The organism is Brevundimonas sp. FV1ye4L (genome assembly GCF_058681255.1).
Genome location: NZ_CM178734.1, coordinates 220132 through 234521, shown reverse-complemented (window position 1 = coordinate 234521; position 14390 = coordinate 220132). Strand labels below are relative to the sequence as shown.

The following is a 14390-nucleotide window of genomic DNA, read 5'->3' as shown; positions in this document are numbered from 1 at the left end:
TTTGAGCCTGAGTCGATGCCTTAGGTCGGGCGCTCTCGCGGGAGAGTTCGGCGCGCTTTCAGCGTGCCGACGCCGAAGGCGCAACCGCCCCGGAAACGCTCAGGCAAACGGACCGCGACAGCATACGGACGCTGGAAAGCCGCTCTTAGGGGCGCGCCGACGGAGCAAGGCGGTCTGACCGCCGGAATCTCTCAGGCTTCAGGACAGCGGGGGCGCGACGACGGCGGAGCTCCGCCAAAACACGCGACCGTGAAAGTCTGAACCATGACCGACCAAACCCTGAAGACCACGCCCCTGAACGCCGCGCACCGCGCCCTGGGGGCCCGTATGGTGGGCTTCGGCGGCTATGACATGCCGGTTCAGTATGAGGGCGTCCTGGCCGAGCACCGCTGGACCCGCGAACACGCCGGCCTGTTCGACGTGTCTCACATGGGCCAGTGCAAGATCACCGGCGCCGACGCCACCGCCCAGTTCGAGCGGTTCGTGCCCGGCGACTATGAAATCCTGAAGGCCGGCAAGCAGAAGTATTCGCTGCTGCTGAACAAGGACGGCGGGATCATCGACGACCTGATGGCCGGCCGCCCCGACCACGACGGCCTGTTCGTCGTCGTCAACGCCGGCAACAAGGACGAGGATTTCGCCTTCTGGGAGGCGAACCTCGAAGGCGACGCCAAGCTAACGGTGCTGGACCGCGCCTTGATCGCCATCCAGGGGCCGGAGGCCGCCGAGGTCATGGCCGCCCACGAACCGATCCTGGCGGAAATGGGCTTCATGGAATGCGCCCGGCTGATGCTGTTCGGCGTCGACTGCTATGTCTCGCGTTCGGGCTATACCGGCGAGGACGGCTATGAGATCTCGGTCCCGGCGGACCAGGCCGAGCGCGTCTGGAACACCATCCTGGAAGACGCCCGCGTCAAGCCGATCGGCCTGGGCGCCCGCGACAGCCTGCGGCTCGAAGCCGGCCTGCCGCTGCACGGCCATGACATCGACCCGACGACCTCGCCGGTCGAAGGGGCGCTGACCTTCGCCCTGTCCAAGTCGCGCAAGGAGCGCGCGGACTTCAACGGCGCCGACCGCATCCTGAAGGAACTGGCCGATGGGGCCGCACGCGTCCGCGTGGGCCTGATCGTCAAGGAAGGCGCCCCGGCCCGCGAAGGCGCCGAGATCGCCGACGCAGAGGGCAATGTCGTCGGCAAGGTCACCTCGGGCGGCCCCTCCCCCACCCTGGGCAAGAACATCGCCATGGGCTTCGTGCCGCCGGCCTTTGCGGCCCTGGGCACGGACCTGAAGGTCATCGTGCGCGGCAAGTCCGCCGCCGCCGAAGTCGTCGCCATGCCCTTCGTGGCGCAGCGCTATTACCGCAAACCGAAGACCGTCTGAGGATCAGATCATGAAGTTCACCAAGGATCACGAGTGGGTCAGCCTGGACGGCGACATCGCCACCGTGGGCATCTCGAAGCACGCCGCCGACGCTCTGGGCGACGTGGTGTTCGTGGAAGTGCCTGAGGTCGGCAAGACCGTCGCCAAGGGCGCCAGCTTCGCCGTGGTCGAGAGCGTCAAGGCCGCCTCGGACGTCTACGCCCCCGTCTCGGGCGAAGTGGTCGAGGCCAACGACGCCCTGTCGACCGCGCCGGAAACGGTCAACTCCGCCCCGCAGGCCGACGGCTGGTTCGCCAAGATCAAGGTGTCGGACGCCTCGGAGCTGGACGCCCTGATGGACCAGGCCGCCTACGACGCCTTCCTCGCCACCCTCTAAGCCCCCATCGGACCCGCTGATTAAGAGTCAGCGGGTCTTCGGCCTTTCATGGCCCAGGACAAGACCATGCGTTATCTCCCCCTGACGCCCTACGACCGCACGGCGATGCTCGCCGCCATCGGCGCGAAATCGATCGACGACCTGTTCGTGGACGTGCCCGAGGCGGCGCGGCTGGACGGGCCGGTGGACCTGCCCCGCGTGGCCGGCGAGATGGAGGTCGAACGCGCCCTGTCCGCCATGGCGGCCAAGAACGCCACGGCCGGCGCCGTGCCCTTCTTCTGCGGCGCAGGGGCCTACAAGCACCATGTCCCGGCGACGGTGGATCACGTGATCCAGCGGTCCGAGTTCCTGACCAGCTACACCCCCTATCAGCCGGAAATCGCCCAGGGGACCCTGCAGTATCTGTACGAATTCCAGACCCAGGTCGCGAACCTGACCGGCATGCCGGTGGCCAACGCCTCCCTCTATGACGGCTCGACCGCCATGGCCGAGGGCGTGCTGATGGCGACCCGCGTGACCCGTCGCAACAAGGCGGTGATCTCGGGCGGGGTGCACCCCCACTACGTCAAGGCGACCGAGACCGTGGTCCACGCCGTCGGCGTTGAGACGGAAGTTCTGGCTCCCGCCTTGGACGCCGAGGCCGCCGTGATCGACCAGATCGGTCCCGACACCGCCTGCGTCGTCGTCCAGACCCCGAACGTCTTCGGCACCGCAACTGATGTCACGAAGATCGCCGAGGCCGCCCACGCCGCCGGCGCCCTGCTGATCGTCGTGGTCACGGAGGCGGTGTCCATGGGCCTGCTGAAGTCGCCCGGCGAGATGGGCGCCGACATCGTCGCGGCCGAGGGCCAGTCGATCGGCAACGCCCTGAACTTCGGCGGTCCTTATGTCGGCCTGTTCGCCACCCGCGAGAAGCTGATCCGCCAGATGCCCGGCCGCCTGACCGGCGAGACGGTGGACGCCGACGGCGAGCGCGGCTTCGTCCTGACCCTGTCGACGCGGGAACAGCATATCCGCCGCGACAAGGCGACGTCGAACATCTGCACCAATTCCGGCCTCTGCACCCTGGCCTTCACCATCCACATGAGCCTGCTGGGCGAGACGGGCCTGCGTAAACTGGCCCTGCTGAACCATGAGAAGGCCGTCGCCACGCGCGACGCCTTGGCGGCGATTCCCGGCGTCGAGATTCTGACGGACCGCTTCTTCAACGAGTTCGCGGTGCGCCTGCCCAGGAACGCGGCCGAGGTCGTCTCTACCCTAGCCGATCATCATGTGCTGGCCGGCGTGCCCTACAGCCGCCTGGCCCCCGACGCCGGCATGGACGACGTCCTGCTGGTCGCCGCGACCGAGACCACCCTGGATGTCGACATCCAGATCCTCGCCAAGTCGCTCTCCAAAGTCCTCGGCGCGTAAGGGATAACGACCATGAGCACCATGAACACTGTCGGCCGCCCGACCGCCCCGAACGAAGTCGCTTCAAAGCCCGCCACCCTGACCGGCGGCCGCGGCCTGTTGCAGAACGAAGCCCTGATCTTCGAGGGCGACGGCTGGGGCAAGACCGGCGTCGATCTGGCTGAGCCCAAGACCGATGGCTCGGACCTGGGCGACCTGGTCCGCAAGGATCCGATCGGCCTGCCCGGCCTGTCCGAGCCCGAGGCCATGCGCCACTATGTGCGCCTGTCCCAGAAGAACCACGCCATCGACCTGGCCATCTATCCGCTGGGCTCGTGCACGATGAAGCACAACCCGCGTCTGAACGAGAAGATGGCGCGCCTGCCCGGCTTCTCGGACATCCACCCGCTGCAGCCGATCTCGACGGTGCAGGGCGCGCTGGAGTTGATGGATACGCTGGCCCACTGGCTGAAGACCCTAACCGGCATGCCCGCCGTCGCCCTTTCGCCCAAGGCGGGCGCGCACGGCGAGCTGTGCGGCCTGATGGCCATCCGCGCAGCGCACGAGGCCTCGGGCCAGCATGAGAAGCGCCGCAAGGTTCTGGTGCCCACCAGCGCCCACGGCACCAACCCGGCCACCGCCGCCTTCGTCGGCTACACCGTCGTCGAGGTCGCCCAGACCGAGGACGGCCGCGTGGACGTGGCCGACCTGGCGTCGAAGCTGGGCGACGACGTGGCCGCCATCATGGTGACCAACCCCAATACCTGCGGCCTGTTCGAGCGCGACATCCTGGAGATCAGCCGGCTGACGCACGAAGCGGGCGCCTACTTCTACTGCGACGGGGCCAACTTCAACGCCATCGTCGGCCGGGTTCGTCCGGGCGACCTGGGCGTGGATGCGATGCACATCAACCTCCACAAGACCTTCTCGACGCCGCACGGCGGCGGCGGGCCGGGCGCGGGTCCGGTGGTGCTGTCGGAGGCCCTGGCGCCCTTCGCCCCGGCGCCCTGGGTCGTGCACGACGAGGACGGTTATCGCCTGATCGAGCGCGAGGAGGACGAGGCGGTTCAGGCCTTTGGTCGCCTGTGCGCCTTCCAGGGCCAGATGGGCATGTATGTGCGCGCCCTGTCCTACATGATGAGCCACGGCGCCGACGGCCTGCGTCAGGTGGCCGAGGATGCCGTGCTGAACGCCAACTACATCAAGGCCCGACTGTCGGACCTGATGTCGGCGGCCTTCCCCGACGGCCCCTGCATGCACGAGGCCTTGTTCGACGACGAATGGCTGAAGGGCACGGACATCACCACGCTGGACTTCGCCAAGGCGATGATCGACGAGGGCTTCCACCCGATGACCATGTATTTCCCCCTGGTCGTCCACGGGGCCATGCTGATTGAGCCGACCGAGACCGAGTCCAAGGCCGAGCTGGATCGCTTCATCCACGCGATGCGCCTGCTGGCCGAGGCCGCGAAAGCCGGCGACGTGGATCGCTTCAAGGGCGCGCCCTTCCACGCCCCGCTGAAGCGCCTGGACGAGACCCGCGCCGCCCGCTCGCCGGTCCTGCGCTGGTCCGCGCCGGAAGGGTCGAACCAGGCCGCTTAAGGCTGGCGAATACAAGTCCCATCATCCTAAGGTCCATAATCCCGAAGCCGGCGGCGGTATCCCGCTTCCAGGCCGAGGGTATGGATCCGGGGTGTTGCGCGTAGGCGGCGACCTAAATCCGCCCGCGGAGGGTCGCCCAGATGAGGCGGAGGCGTTTGACCGGTTCGGGCTCATCCGCACGTATCAAGGTCGCCGAGGCCACAGCCGGAAACGCCGCTGGGGGCAAGCCCTTCAACGCCGCGTTCGCCGCCTTGCGCCCCGCCCTCGCCTCGTCCGCGCGCCCCACCTGTCCAAGCCCCCGCACCCGCCCCGCCTCGACCACCTTGTCGGCGTGGCCCGGTCCGGCCAGCACATCGACCGCCGTCTGCATCGGCCCCAGGTAGAAGGCGTCCAGGTCGTGGGGCTCGCCGTGGACGCGGCCGATGTGAGCCTCGATCAGGGCGTCGAGGGGGGCGCGGTCCAGGGCGTAGCGGGCGACCAGGTCGGTCAGGGCCTCAAGCACCGGATGGCCCTTGCGCGCGATCCCGGCGAAGACCCCGTCCAGCTGTTCCGCCCACCAGGTGTAGCGCATCTCGGCCAGCAGGGGCTGGGTCACCCGCGTGGGTATGGCCATCAGCTCGGCCTCGAAGGCGTACAGCGTGATCAGGTCGGCGCGGGCGCGCTCGTCGGCGACCAGGCGGCTAGAGAGCCAGCGGTCCAGGTCGGCGGCGCGGACCTGGGCGTCCAGGGTTCCCGCCACCGCCGCCGGATCGGGTTCATGCACAGGTTCAGGCGGCACGCGAAACGGCGAAATCGGCCAGGTCTTCCAGGGCCGCGCGCCAGTCCGTGGCGGGCAGGACCGACAGGGCGGCCTTGGCCTGATCGGCATAGTCGCCGGCCAGATCCAGGGTCGCGCCTATGGCGCCGGAACCGACGACCAGTTCGCGGGCGCGGGCGAAATCCTCAGGCGTGCGTTCGCCCTTGGTCACGGTCCGCTCCCAGAAATCGTCCTCGCGACCCCGGGTGCGGGCGACCGCCAACAGCAGCGGCAGGGTGGCCTTGCCCTCGTTGAAATCGTCGCCGGCGTTCTTACCCAGGGCCTCGGCCGTCGCGCCGTAATCCAGGGCGTCGTCGGCCAGCTGGAAGGCGATGCCCAGGGCCATGCCGTAGTCGCGCAGGGCGGCGGTCGCAGCCGCATCGGCGCCGGCGCCCACGGCTCCCGCCTCGGCGGCGGCGGCGAACAGTTCGGCGGTCTTGGCCGAGATGATCTGCAGATAGGTGGCCTGATCCAGGTTCAGGTCGTGGGCGCGCGTCAGCTGCAGCACCTCGCCTTCCGAGATCACCCGCGACGCCTGGGCCAGAATGCCCAGGGCCCGCATCGAATCGGTCTCGACCATTAGCTCGAAAGCACGGGCGAACAGGAAGTCGCCCACCAGAACACTGGTGGGGGCGCCCCAGATCAGGTGGGCCGCGACCTTGCCGCGCCGCAGTTCGGAGGCGTCGACGATATCGTCGTGCAGCAGGGTGGCGGTGTGGATGAACTCGACCGCGGCGGCCAGCTTCTTCGGCGACAGGATGTCCCCCTCAGCGCCCGACGCCCTTGCAGCGGCGACCGTCAGCAGGGGCCGCAACCGCTTGCCCCCGGCCGAGACCAGGTGTTCGGCCAGTTTGGGGATGATCGGCACGTCGGATTGCATCCGGTCGATGATCAGGGAATCCACCTCGGCCATGTCGGTTCCGGCCAGCCGGACGAGGGCGTTCACATCCCCCTTCGGACGGGGAAAGGCGGCGGGGACAACGTCCAAGAGATACTCTTTCACAGGTCGCGCGACGTCCGCCGCGCAGCTAATTCCGACCGCGTCCGCTTGCCGGATCGCGATGGCGCGCACAATGGTGATCGACCCCCGGAGGGTCAAGGAGATTGAGGTTTGGACACCGTCCCCGCCGCGCCGGATGTCGTGGAGAACGCCCTGCTGAACGGCCGCGTGCACCTGCGGCAACCCGCGCGCGGCTATCGCGCCGGCATGGATGCGGCCCTGCTGGCCGCCGCTGTCGCGCCCAGGTCGGGCGAGCGGCTGTTCGAGGCGGGCTGCGGCGCCGGCGCCGTGCTGATGCAGATCGCCGCCCGTCATGACGGGACGTCGCTGACGGGCCTGGAGCGCGATTCGCTCGCCGCAGATCTGGCGCGCGAGAATGCGGCGCTGAACGGGTTTGGGGATCGCACCACCATCATCGACGGCGATGTGGCGGCGGGGTTTCGCGCCCTGGACCTGACGCCCTTCGACTGGGCCGTGTCGAACCCGCCCTTCTTCGACGACCCCGGCGCCCTGCGCGCGCCGGCGCCGGGCAAACAGGGCGCCTGGATGGCCGACGACGGCCTGGCGGCCTGGACCGGCCTGCTGCTGAAAGCGGTGCGCGAGGGGGGCCGGATCGTGATCATCCACCGGGCCGACCGTCTGGCGGACCTGCTGGCCCTGCTGGGGGAAAAGGCGGGCTCTTTCGCCATCCGCCCGGTGCAACCGTTTGTCGACCAGCCTGCCAAGCGGGTGCTGGTCCAGGCGATCAAGACCGGCAAGGCGCCCCTGCGCCTGCTGCCGCCCCTGGTCCTGCACGACCGCTCGGGGGCCAAACACACGCCCGAGGCCGAGGCGATTCTGAGGGGCGAGGCGGCGCTGGGTTGGTGAGGGTTTGGCGCCCTGTCGTAAAAACAGGGTGACAAACCGCCAAACCGCCAAGGCGACAGACTATGCATTGAGATGGCGCCGCCGTGGGTCATGGGACGCATTTTACAGGCGCGGCGAACCCCGGTGGGAAAGACGGCGCGAGAAACGGGCAAGCGGTTGAAAACGCAAGAGTGAGACCAGCGTCATTGTGCGCGATGGCGCCCACCGACTTTCCTTCTCCCCTTGCGGGAGAAGGTGGCCCGAAGGGCCGGATGAGGGGTCCGCCGGTGGGCCAGTTCGCACCCCTGTGCCCCTCACCCTTTCGCGCAAGACCGATCGCTGACGCTCTCGGGCGCTCAAGCCCTCTCCCGGCGGGAGAGGGAAGGCTATTAAATCAATCCCGCCAGCGGCGACGAGGGGTCCGCATACATCCGCTTGGCCATCCGTCCCGCCAGATAGGCGTCGCGGCCGGCGATCACGGCATGCTTCATCGCCCGCGCCATGCGGATCGGATCCTTGGCTCCGGCGATGGCGGTGTTCATCAGCACGGCGTCGCAGCCCAGCTCCATCGCCCGGGTCGCGTCCGAGGCCGTGCCCACGCCGGCGTCCACCAGAACCGGCACCTTGGCCTGTTCGACGATCAGCCGGACATTGACCTCGTTCTGGATGCCCAGGCCCGAGCCGATCGGCGCAGCGGCCGGCATGATGGCGGCGGCCCCGGCGTCTTCCAGCCGCTTGGCCATGACCACGTCGTCGGTGCAATAGACCATGACGTCGAACCCGTCCTTGATCAGCAGGTCCAGCGCCCGCAGTGTCTCGATCATGTCGGGATACAGGTGGGCCGTGTTGGACAGCACCTCCAGTTTCACCAGGCTCCATCCCCCCGCTTCGCGCGCCAGGCGCAGGGTCCGCACCGCGTCCTCGCCGGTGAAACAGCCCGCGGTGTTGGGCAGGAAGGTGAACCGGTCGGGCTTCACATAGTCGACCAGCATCGGCTGGTTCGGATCGGTCAGGTTCACCCGGCGCACGGCCACGGTCACGATCTCGGCCCCCGCCGCCTCGGCGGCGGCGGCGTTCTGGGCGTAGTCGGCGTATTTGCCGGTGCCCACGATCAGGCGGGAGTTGAAGGTGCGGCCGGCGACGGACCAGGTTTCGGGGGCTGTATCGGTCATGGGTGGTGACCTAGTCCTGTCGCGCCCGATGCGAAAGGGCGGATCGATCACGCCGCGTTGCGAGATGCCCCCCGATGGACTAAACTAAGTGGACTAAGTTCACCCGGAGCGACGCATGGAAACGGTCAACGTCCACGAGGCCAAGACCCACCTGTCGCGCCTGCTGGACCGGGCGGCCAAGGGCGAAACCATCACCATCGCCAAGGCGGGCAAGCCCGTCGCCAAACTGGTCCCGCTGGACGAGGCCCCGAAAAAGGTCGTGCAACGCATCGGCTTCATGGAGGGCGAAGGCGTCATCCCGGACGACATCAAGACGCCGTTCAAGGACGAGATCGAAGAGATGTTCTACGGCAAGCCGTGAACATCCTGCTGGACACCCATCTGCTGGTCTGGACGGCGACACGGCCCGAGCGTCTGTCGGCCAGGGCGCGCGGCTATCTGGAAGATCCGCATAACCTCCTGTTCTTCAGCGCGGTCAGCATCTGGGAGATTGGGATAAAGCGCCGGCTGGAACGGCTCGACTTCCAGCTGGACCCGGAGCGGCTGCGAAATCAGTTTCTGGCCAACGGCTACAACGAGATCGACTTCACCAGCCTGCACGGCCTCGCCGTCCAGGCCCTGCCGCTACTGCACCGCGACCCGTTCGACCGCGCCCTGATCGCACAGGCCCGCTGCGAAAACCTGGTCCTCATGACCGCCGACCGCGACATCACCCTTTATCAGGAGGCCATACTGGCAGTCTGATCACCCGCCGCCGACGAACTGGACCAGCTCGATCCGGTCCCCCTCGGCCAGGGCGGTGACGGCGTGCAGCGACCGGGGCACGATCTCCAGATTACGCTCGACCGCCACCTTGCGGGGGTCCAGCGCCAGTTCCTGGACCAGCTCCGTCACGGTCGTCGCATAGACCTCGCGTGGATCGCCGTTGACTTGAATACGCAAACCGTCTGCCTCGATATCCTATGTAGGCGTGTCATAGCGCGTTTCGGCGCGGAGGGCATGAGGCGCCGCCGCATCACGTGGCCTCCCCCTATTCGTCATCCTCGGGCTTGACCCGAGGATCGCGTGGCCCGCCGCTTGTGCGACCGCCCAGACGCAACGCCCGATCCGCGCCCGATCCTCGGGTCAAGCCCGAGGATGACGGTGGCGGGTGATTGGAAACCGCATCTCAAGCTCCATCGCTACTCGCCCTCTTGCCAAGACCCGACGATTTGACAAACCTCCAAGTCGCGGTTCCATGGGTGGCGAAATGAAGAAGCATTCTAGAGGTTTCGCCATTCTACAGGCGGTGGCCTGGTTCGGAGCTTTGTGTGCTGGCTTGTTATTTTATGGATTCCGCCAGGGCATTCTGGTCCCCACAATCACCTGGATTTTGATCTTAGGTGTGATCCTTGGCTTTGCCAGCATCCTCGTTCTACGCAAGGCCACTTAACGGTTCTCGAGCGCCTAGTCTGCCGAAGGACCAAGACCGCCGCCGCCCCGGCTGCTGCCCTCCAAACCGTCCGCCCTCCCCCTTTTCCCAGCCCTTATCGCCCCCGCGACGGGAAATCCGTTGACGCCCGCGCGCATGACGCTAGGTCAAGCCGTTTCGACGCTGCGCTTTGACCCGCGCCGCGCCTAAGCTACAAGGCCGGCCCTGAACCGTCAGAGGTCGCCCGATTCCGGAGCCTCGATTCGAGAACCGATGTCCGACACGTCCGTCATCTATGTGCTGAACGGCCCCAACCTGAACCTTCTCGGGGCAAGGGAGCCGGAGATCTATGGCCGCGACACCCTGGCGGACATCGAACAGCGCTGCGTGACGGCGGGGGGCCAGGCGCAGATCGTGTTCCGCCAGACCAACCACGAAGGCGTGCTGGTCGACTGGATCCAGGAGGCGCGTGAGAGCGCGCAGGCCTTGATCATCAACCCGGCGGCCTATGGCCACACTTCGGTCGCCCTGCACGACGCGCTGAAGACCCTGACCATTCCGGTGATCGAGCTTCATCTGTCCAATCCGGCGGCGCGCGAGGCGTTTCGCCATCACTCCTATGTGTCGTCCGCGGCGACCGGCGTCATCGCCGGCTTCGGCTCGGCCGGCTATGAACTGGCCGTCCAGGCGGCCCTCACCAAGGTTCGGGAACGCGCCTGAGGGCCGACCCGTTCGCATTCCAAGACGAAAGACAAAGGCGCACCCCAATGGCCGATGACAAGAAACACGCCGAGATCGACGCCGCCCTGGTTCGCCAGCTGGCCGAAATCCTGAACGAAACCGACCTGACCGAGGTCGAGGTCGAGCGCGGCGAGCTGCGCATCCGCGTGGCGCGCGAAATCACCATGCACGCCGCCCCGGTCCAGTACGCCGCCGCCCCCGCTCCGGCCGCTGCGCCCGCGGCCGCCGCCGCTGCTCCGGTCTCCATGCCGTCGGACCCGGCCACCATCGTCGCCCGCGCCGGCGAAGAGGTGAAGTCGCCGATGGTCGGCACCGCCTATCTGCAGGCCTCGCCCGAGGCGCCGCCCTTCGTCCAGCCGGGCGACAAGGTCAAGAAGGGCCAGACCCTTCTTATCGTCGAGGCCATGAAGACCATGAACCCGATCCAGGCCCCGCGCGACGGCGTGGTGGTCGAGATCCTGGTCGGCGACGCCCAGCCGGTCGAGTTCGGCGAGCCCCTCGTCCTGCTCGAGGGCTAAGCCATGTTCACCAAGGTCCTGATCGCCAATCGCGGCGAGATCGCGCTGCGCATCCACCGCGCGTGCAAGGAGATGGGCATCTCCACCGTCGCCGTGCACTCCGAAGCCGACCGCGGCGCCATGTGGGTGCGGCTGGCGGACGAGAGCGTCTGCATCGGCCCCGCCTCGGCGGCCAAGTCGTATCTGAACATCCCCTCGATCATCGCGGCGGCCGAGATCACCGGCGCCCAGGCGATCCACCCCGGCTACGGCTTCCTGTCCGAAAACGCCCGCTTCGCCGAGATCGTCGAGGCCCATGGCATGACCTTCATCGGCCCCAAGCCCGAACATATCCGGGTCATGGGCGACAAGATCAGCGCCAAACAGACCGTCATGGACGCCGGCATCCCGGTGGTCCCCGGCTCCAAGGGCGAGGTCGAGACCGTCGAGGCGGCGATCGAGGCCTCCAAGACCATCGGCTTCCCCCTGATCGTCAAGGCGGCGGCGGGCGGCGGCGGACGCGGCATGAAGGTCGCCCTGACGGCTGACGACCTGGTCGAGGCGGTGCAGACCGCCCAGTCCGAGGCCAAGGCCGCCTTCGGCAATGGCGCCGTCTATATGGAGCGCTATCTCCAGAAGCCGCGCCATATCGAGATCCAGGTCATCGCCGACAGCCACGGCAATGTCGTCCACCTGGGCGAACGCGACTGCTCGCTGCAACGCCGTCACCAGAAGGTGCTGGAAGAGGCCCCCTCGCCCGCCCTGTCGGCCGAGGGTCGCAAGCAGATCGGCGAGACGGTCAACAAGGCCATCGCCGCCATCGGCTATCTGGGCGTCGGCACCATCGAGTTCCTGTGGGAGGACGGCGAGTTCTTCTTCATCGAGATGAACACTCGCCTGCAAGTCGAGCATCCGGTTACGGAAATGATCACCGGCGTCGATCTGGTCCGCGAACAGGTCCGCATCGCCGCCGGCCTGCCCCTGTCCTTCACCCAGGACGACATCAAGTTCCAGGGCCACGCCATCGAGGTGCGGATCAACGCGGAGAACCCGGAGACCTTCACTCCGTCGCCGGGCAAGATCACCGACTTCCACGCCCCCGGCGGCCTGGGCGTGCGTCTGGATAGCGCCATCTACGCCGGCTATTCGATCCCGCCCTATTACGACAGCCTGATCGGCAAGCTGATCGTCCACGGCCGCGACCGCGAAGAGGCCATCGCCCGCCTGAAGCGGTCGCTGAACGAGATCGTCATCGGCGGCGTCGACACCACCATCCCCCTGTTCCAGAAGCTGTTGCAGGAACCCGACATCCTGTCCGGCGACTATGACATCCACTGGCTGGAGAAGTGGGCCGCCCGTCAGAAGGGCGACGCCTGACGCCCGCTTGATCAGAGGAACCGGCCCATGCGTATCGCGGTCTTTGCGACCAAGGCCTATGACCGCCGGTTCCTCGATCTGGCCAACGCCGACTTCGGCCACGACCTGAGCTGGTTCGAGGCGCGGCTGGACGAGACCACCGCGCCACTGGCCGACGGTTTCGACGCCGTCTGCGTCTTCGTCAACGACCGGCTGGACGCCGCCGCCCTGACCCGCCTGGCGCAAGGCGGGGTGCGCGCCGTGGCCCTGCGCTGCGCCGGCTACAACAATGTCGATCTGCGCGCCGCCCAAAGCCTGGGCCTGACCGTCATCCGCGTGCCGGCCTATTCGCCCGAGGCGGTCGCCGAGTTCACCCTGGGCCTGCTGCTGGCGATGAACCGCAACATCCCCCGCGCCTCGGCCCGGGTGCGCGAGAACAACTTCGCCCTGGACGGCCTGATCGGCCGCAACCTGTCGGGACGAACCGCCGGCGTCGTCGGCACGGGCCGCATCGGCGCCCTAGTCGCGCGGGCGTTGAAACTGGGTTTCGGCTGCGAGGTGTTGGCCCATGATGTGGTCGAGGATCCGGCCCTGACCCAGATCGGCGTCCGCTACGTCGATCGCGAAACCCTGCTGCGTCAGTCCGACATCATCAGCCTGCACTGTCCGCTGACGCCGGATACGCGCCACCTGATCGACGGCCCGACCCTGGCGGCGGCGCGGCCGCGGGTGATGATCGTCAACACCAGCCGGGGCGCCCTGATCGACACCCAGGCCCTGATCGACGCGTTGAAGAGCCATCGTGTCGGCGGCGTCGCCCTGGACGTCTATGAGCAGGAAGGCGACCTGTTCTTCGAGGATCTGTCGAACGAGATCGTTCAGGACGACGTGTTCCAGCGCCTGCTGACCTTCCCGAACGTCCTGGTCACCGGCCACCAGGCCTTCCTGACCGAAGAGGCGCTGACGGCCATCGCCGTGACCACCCTGTCGGGTCTGGCCGAGATCGAGGCCGGCCGCGTCCCCGCCAATCGGGTCACCGCCGACCAGATCCGCCCCGCCCCATGAACGAGCCCGACTACAGCGCCCAGGGGCCTTTCGGCGGCTTCGGTCCCGAGGACCTGCTGGGTTGCTACGCCAGGGGCGTGTTCCCGATGGCTGAGACGCGCGACGATCCGCGCGTCTTCATCATCGAGCCGGAGCAGCGGGGCGTCATTCCGCTGGACGGCTTCCACATCCCCACCCGTCTGCGCCGCACCGTGCGCGGCGAACCGTTCGAGGTGCGGGTGGACACCGCCTTCGAGGCCGTGCTGGACGGCTGTGCGGCGGTCCAGGGGCCCGAGCGCGAGGACACCTGGATCAACGCCCCGATCCGCCGCCTCTACGCCGCCCTGTTCTCCCAGGGCTTCGTCCATTCCGTCGAATGCTGGAAGGACGAGCGGCTGGTCGGCGGCCTGTACGGCGTGACCCTGGGCGGCGCCTTCTTCGGCGAGAGCATGTTCAGCCGCGAACGCGACGCTTCCAAGGTGGCGCTGGTGCATCTGGTCGCGCGTCTGCGAAAGGGCGGCTGGACCCTGCTGGACGCTCAGTTCCTGACCGACCACCTCAGCCAGTTCGGCGCGGTGGAGACGCCCCAGGCGGCCTATCTGAGGCGGCTGAAGCCCGCGTTGAAGCAGGCCGTGGACGAGACGGCTCTGATGGCGCCGATGACCGGGGCCGAAGCCGTGGACTGGGCGCTTCGCCCCGCCTGATCCCTGTCCGGACACGGTTTCAGCCCTGTCCGGACAAGCTTGAGCTGGCGCAGCCCCTCTGCTGTGCGGCCTA

At 67.8% G+C, this 14390-nt stretch carries 16 protein-coding genes and 2 riboswitches; of the genes, 12 read left to right on the top strand and 4 right to left on the bottom strand.

Annotated features, from left to right (window positions below):
* Positions 1-28 precede the first annotated feature (28 nt).
* Positions 29-125, top strand: a riboswitch (glycine riboswitch).
* 4 nt (positions 126-129) lie between these two features.
* Positions 130-209: riboswitch (glycine riboswitch) on the top strand.
* Positions 210-264: 55 nt separating this feature from the next.
* From gcvT to gcvPB, 4 genes are all read left to right on the top strand, one after another.
* Positions 265-1380: a glycine cleavage system aminomethyltransferase GcvT gene (gcvT, locus tag ACW17X_RS01080; RefSeq protein ID WP_492099114.1), complete on the top strand. Its 1116-nt coding sequence runs from the start codon at positions 265-267 to the stop codon at positions 1378-1380.
* Between the two features lie 10 nt (positions 1381-1390).
* Complete coding sequence (gene gcvH / locus ACW17X_RS01075; RefSeq protein WP_271164830.1) at positions 1391-1756, top strand: glycine cleavage system protein GcvH; 366 nt, start codon at positions 1391-1393, stop codon at positions 1754-1756.
* 66 nt (positions 1757-1822) lie between these two features.
* A complete protein-coding gene (gene gcvPA / locus ACW17X_RS01070; protein ID WP_492099112.1) occupies positions 1823-3169 on the top strand; it encodes an aminomethyl-transferring glycine dehydrogenase subunit GcvPA in 1347 nt (448 codons plus the stop codon).
* A gap of 12 nt (positions 3170-3181) precedes the next feature.
* On the top strand, positions 3182-4750 hold the full coding sequence (gene gcvPB / locus ACW17X_RS01065) for an aminomethyl-transferring glycine dehydrogenase subunit GcvPB (RefSeq protein ID WP_492099110.1): 1569 nt from the start codon (positions 3182-3184) through the stop codon (positions 4748-4750).
* 112 nt (positions 4751-4862) lie between these two features.
* Here the strand turns inward: gcvPB and ACW17X_RS01060 are convergent, their stop codons facing one another.
* Together ACW17X_RS01060 and ACW17X_RS01055 are read right to left on the bottom strand one after the other, a co-directional pair.
* On the bottom strand, positions 4863-5528 hold the full coding sequence (locus ACW17X_RS01060) for a squalene/phytoene synthase family protein (protein WP_492099108.1): 666 nt from the start codon (positions 5526-5528) through the stop codon (positions 4863-4865).
* Positions 5518-6459 (bottom strand): polyprenyl synthetase family protein, encoded by a 942-nt coding sequence (locus ACW17X_RS01055; RefSeq protein WP_492100421.1) that lies wholly within the window; start codon positions 6457-6459, stop codon positions 5518-5520. The genes ACW17X_RS01060 and ACW17X_RS01055 overlap by 11 nt, the downstream gene beginning before the upstream one ends.
* 198 nt (positions 6460-6657) lie before the next feature.
* On the opposite strand from ACW17X_RS01055, the gene ACW17X_RS01050 reads away from it, so the two are divergent.
* Positions 6658-7413, top strand: a complete 756-nt coding sequence (locus tag ACW17X_RS01050) for a tRNA1(Val) (adenine(37)-N6)-methyltransferase (protein WP_492099106.1) — start codon at positions 6658-6660, stop codon at positions 7411-7413.
* A gap of 368 nt (positions 7414-7781) precedes the next feature.
* On the opposite strand, the gene ACW17X_RS01045 is transcribed toward ACW17X_RS01050, so the two are convergent.
* Entirely contained in the window at positions 7782-8564 is a 783-nt protein-coding gene (locus tag ACW17X_RS01045) for a HisA/HisF-related TIM barrel protein (protein ID WP_492043124.1), read from the bottom strand.
* A 115-nt stretch (positions 8565-8679) separates the two neighbouring features.
* On the opposite strand from ACW17X_RS01045, the gene ACW17X_RS01040 reads away from it, so the two are divergent.
* Together ACW17X_RS01040 and ACW17X_RS01035 are read left to right on the top strand one after the other, a co-directional pair.
* A complete protein-coding gene (locus ACW17X_RS01040) occupies positions 8680-8925 on the top strand; it encodes a type II toxin-antitoxin system Phd/YefM family antitoxin (protein ID WP_287929612.1) in 246 nt (81 codons plus the stop codon).
* On the top strand, positions 8922-9308 hold the full coding sequence (locus ACW17X_RS01035; RefSeq protein WP_492099102.1) for a type II toxin-antitoxin system VapC family toxin: 387 nt from the start codon (positions 8922-8924) through the stop codon (positions 9306-9308). The genes ACW17X_RS01040 and ACW17X_RS01035 overlap by 4 nt, the downstream gene beginning before the upstream one ends.
* On the opposite strand, the gene thiS is transcribed toward ACW17X_RS01035, so the two are convergent.
* Positions 9309-9506: a sulfur carrier protein ThiS gene (gene thiS, locus ACW17X_RS01030; RefSeq protein ID WP_492099100.1), complete on the bottom strand. Its 198-nt coding sequence runs from the start codon at positions 9504-9506 to the stop codon at positions 9309-9311.
* A 742-nt stretch (positions 9507-10248) separates the two neighbouring features.
* On the opposite strand from thiS, the gene aroQ reads away from it, so the two are divergent.
* From aroQ to aat, 5 genes are read left to right on the top strand one after another with little or no spacing between them, the layout of a single operon-like run.
* On the top strand, positions 10249-10695 hold the full coding sequence (aroQ, locus tag ACW17X_RS01025) for a type II 3-dehydroquinate dehydratase (RefSeq protein ID WP_492099098.1): 447 nt from the start codon (positions 10249-10251) through the stop codon (positions 10693-10695).
* A 47-nt stretch (positions 10696-10742) separates the two neighbouring features.
* Positions 10743-11234, top strand: a complete 492-nt coding sequence (gene accB, locus ACW17X_RS01020; RefSeq protein ID WP_492099096.1) for an acetyl-CoA carboxylase biotin carboxyl carrier protein — start codon at positions 10743-10745, stop codon at positions 11232-11234.
* Positions 11235-11237: 3 nt separating this feature from the next.
* Positions 11238-12590, top strand: coding sequence for an acetyl-CoA carboxylase biotin carboxylase subunit (accC, locus tag ACW17X_RS01015; protein ID WP_492099094.1), 1353 nt, complete (start codon positions 11238-11240; stop codon positions 12588-12590).
* Between the two features lie 27 nt (positions 12591-12617).
* Positions 12618-13634 carry a 2-hydroxyacid dehydrogenase gene (locus ACW17X_RS01010; RefSeq protein WP_492099092.1) on the top strand — a complete coding sequence of 339 codons (1017 nt, stop codon included), beginning with the start codon at positions 12618-12620 and terminating at the stop codon, positions 13632-13634.
* On the top strand, positions 13631-14317 hold the full coding sequence (gene aat, locus ACW17X_RS01005) for a leucyl/phenylalanyl-tRNA--protein transferase (RefSeq protein ID WP_492099090.1): 687 nt from the start codon (positions 13631-13633) through the stop codon (positions 14315-14317). The genes ACW17X_RS01010 and aat overlap by 4 nt, the downstream gene beginning before the upstream one ends.
* Positions 14318-14390: the final 73 nt, after the last annotated feature.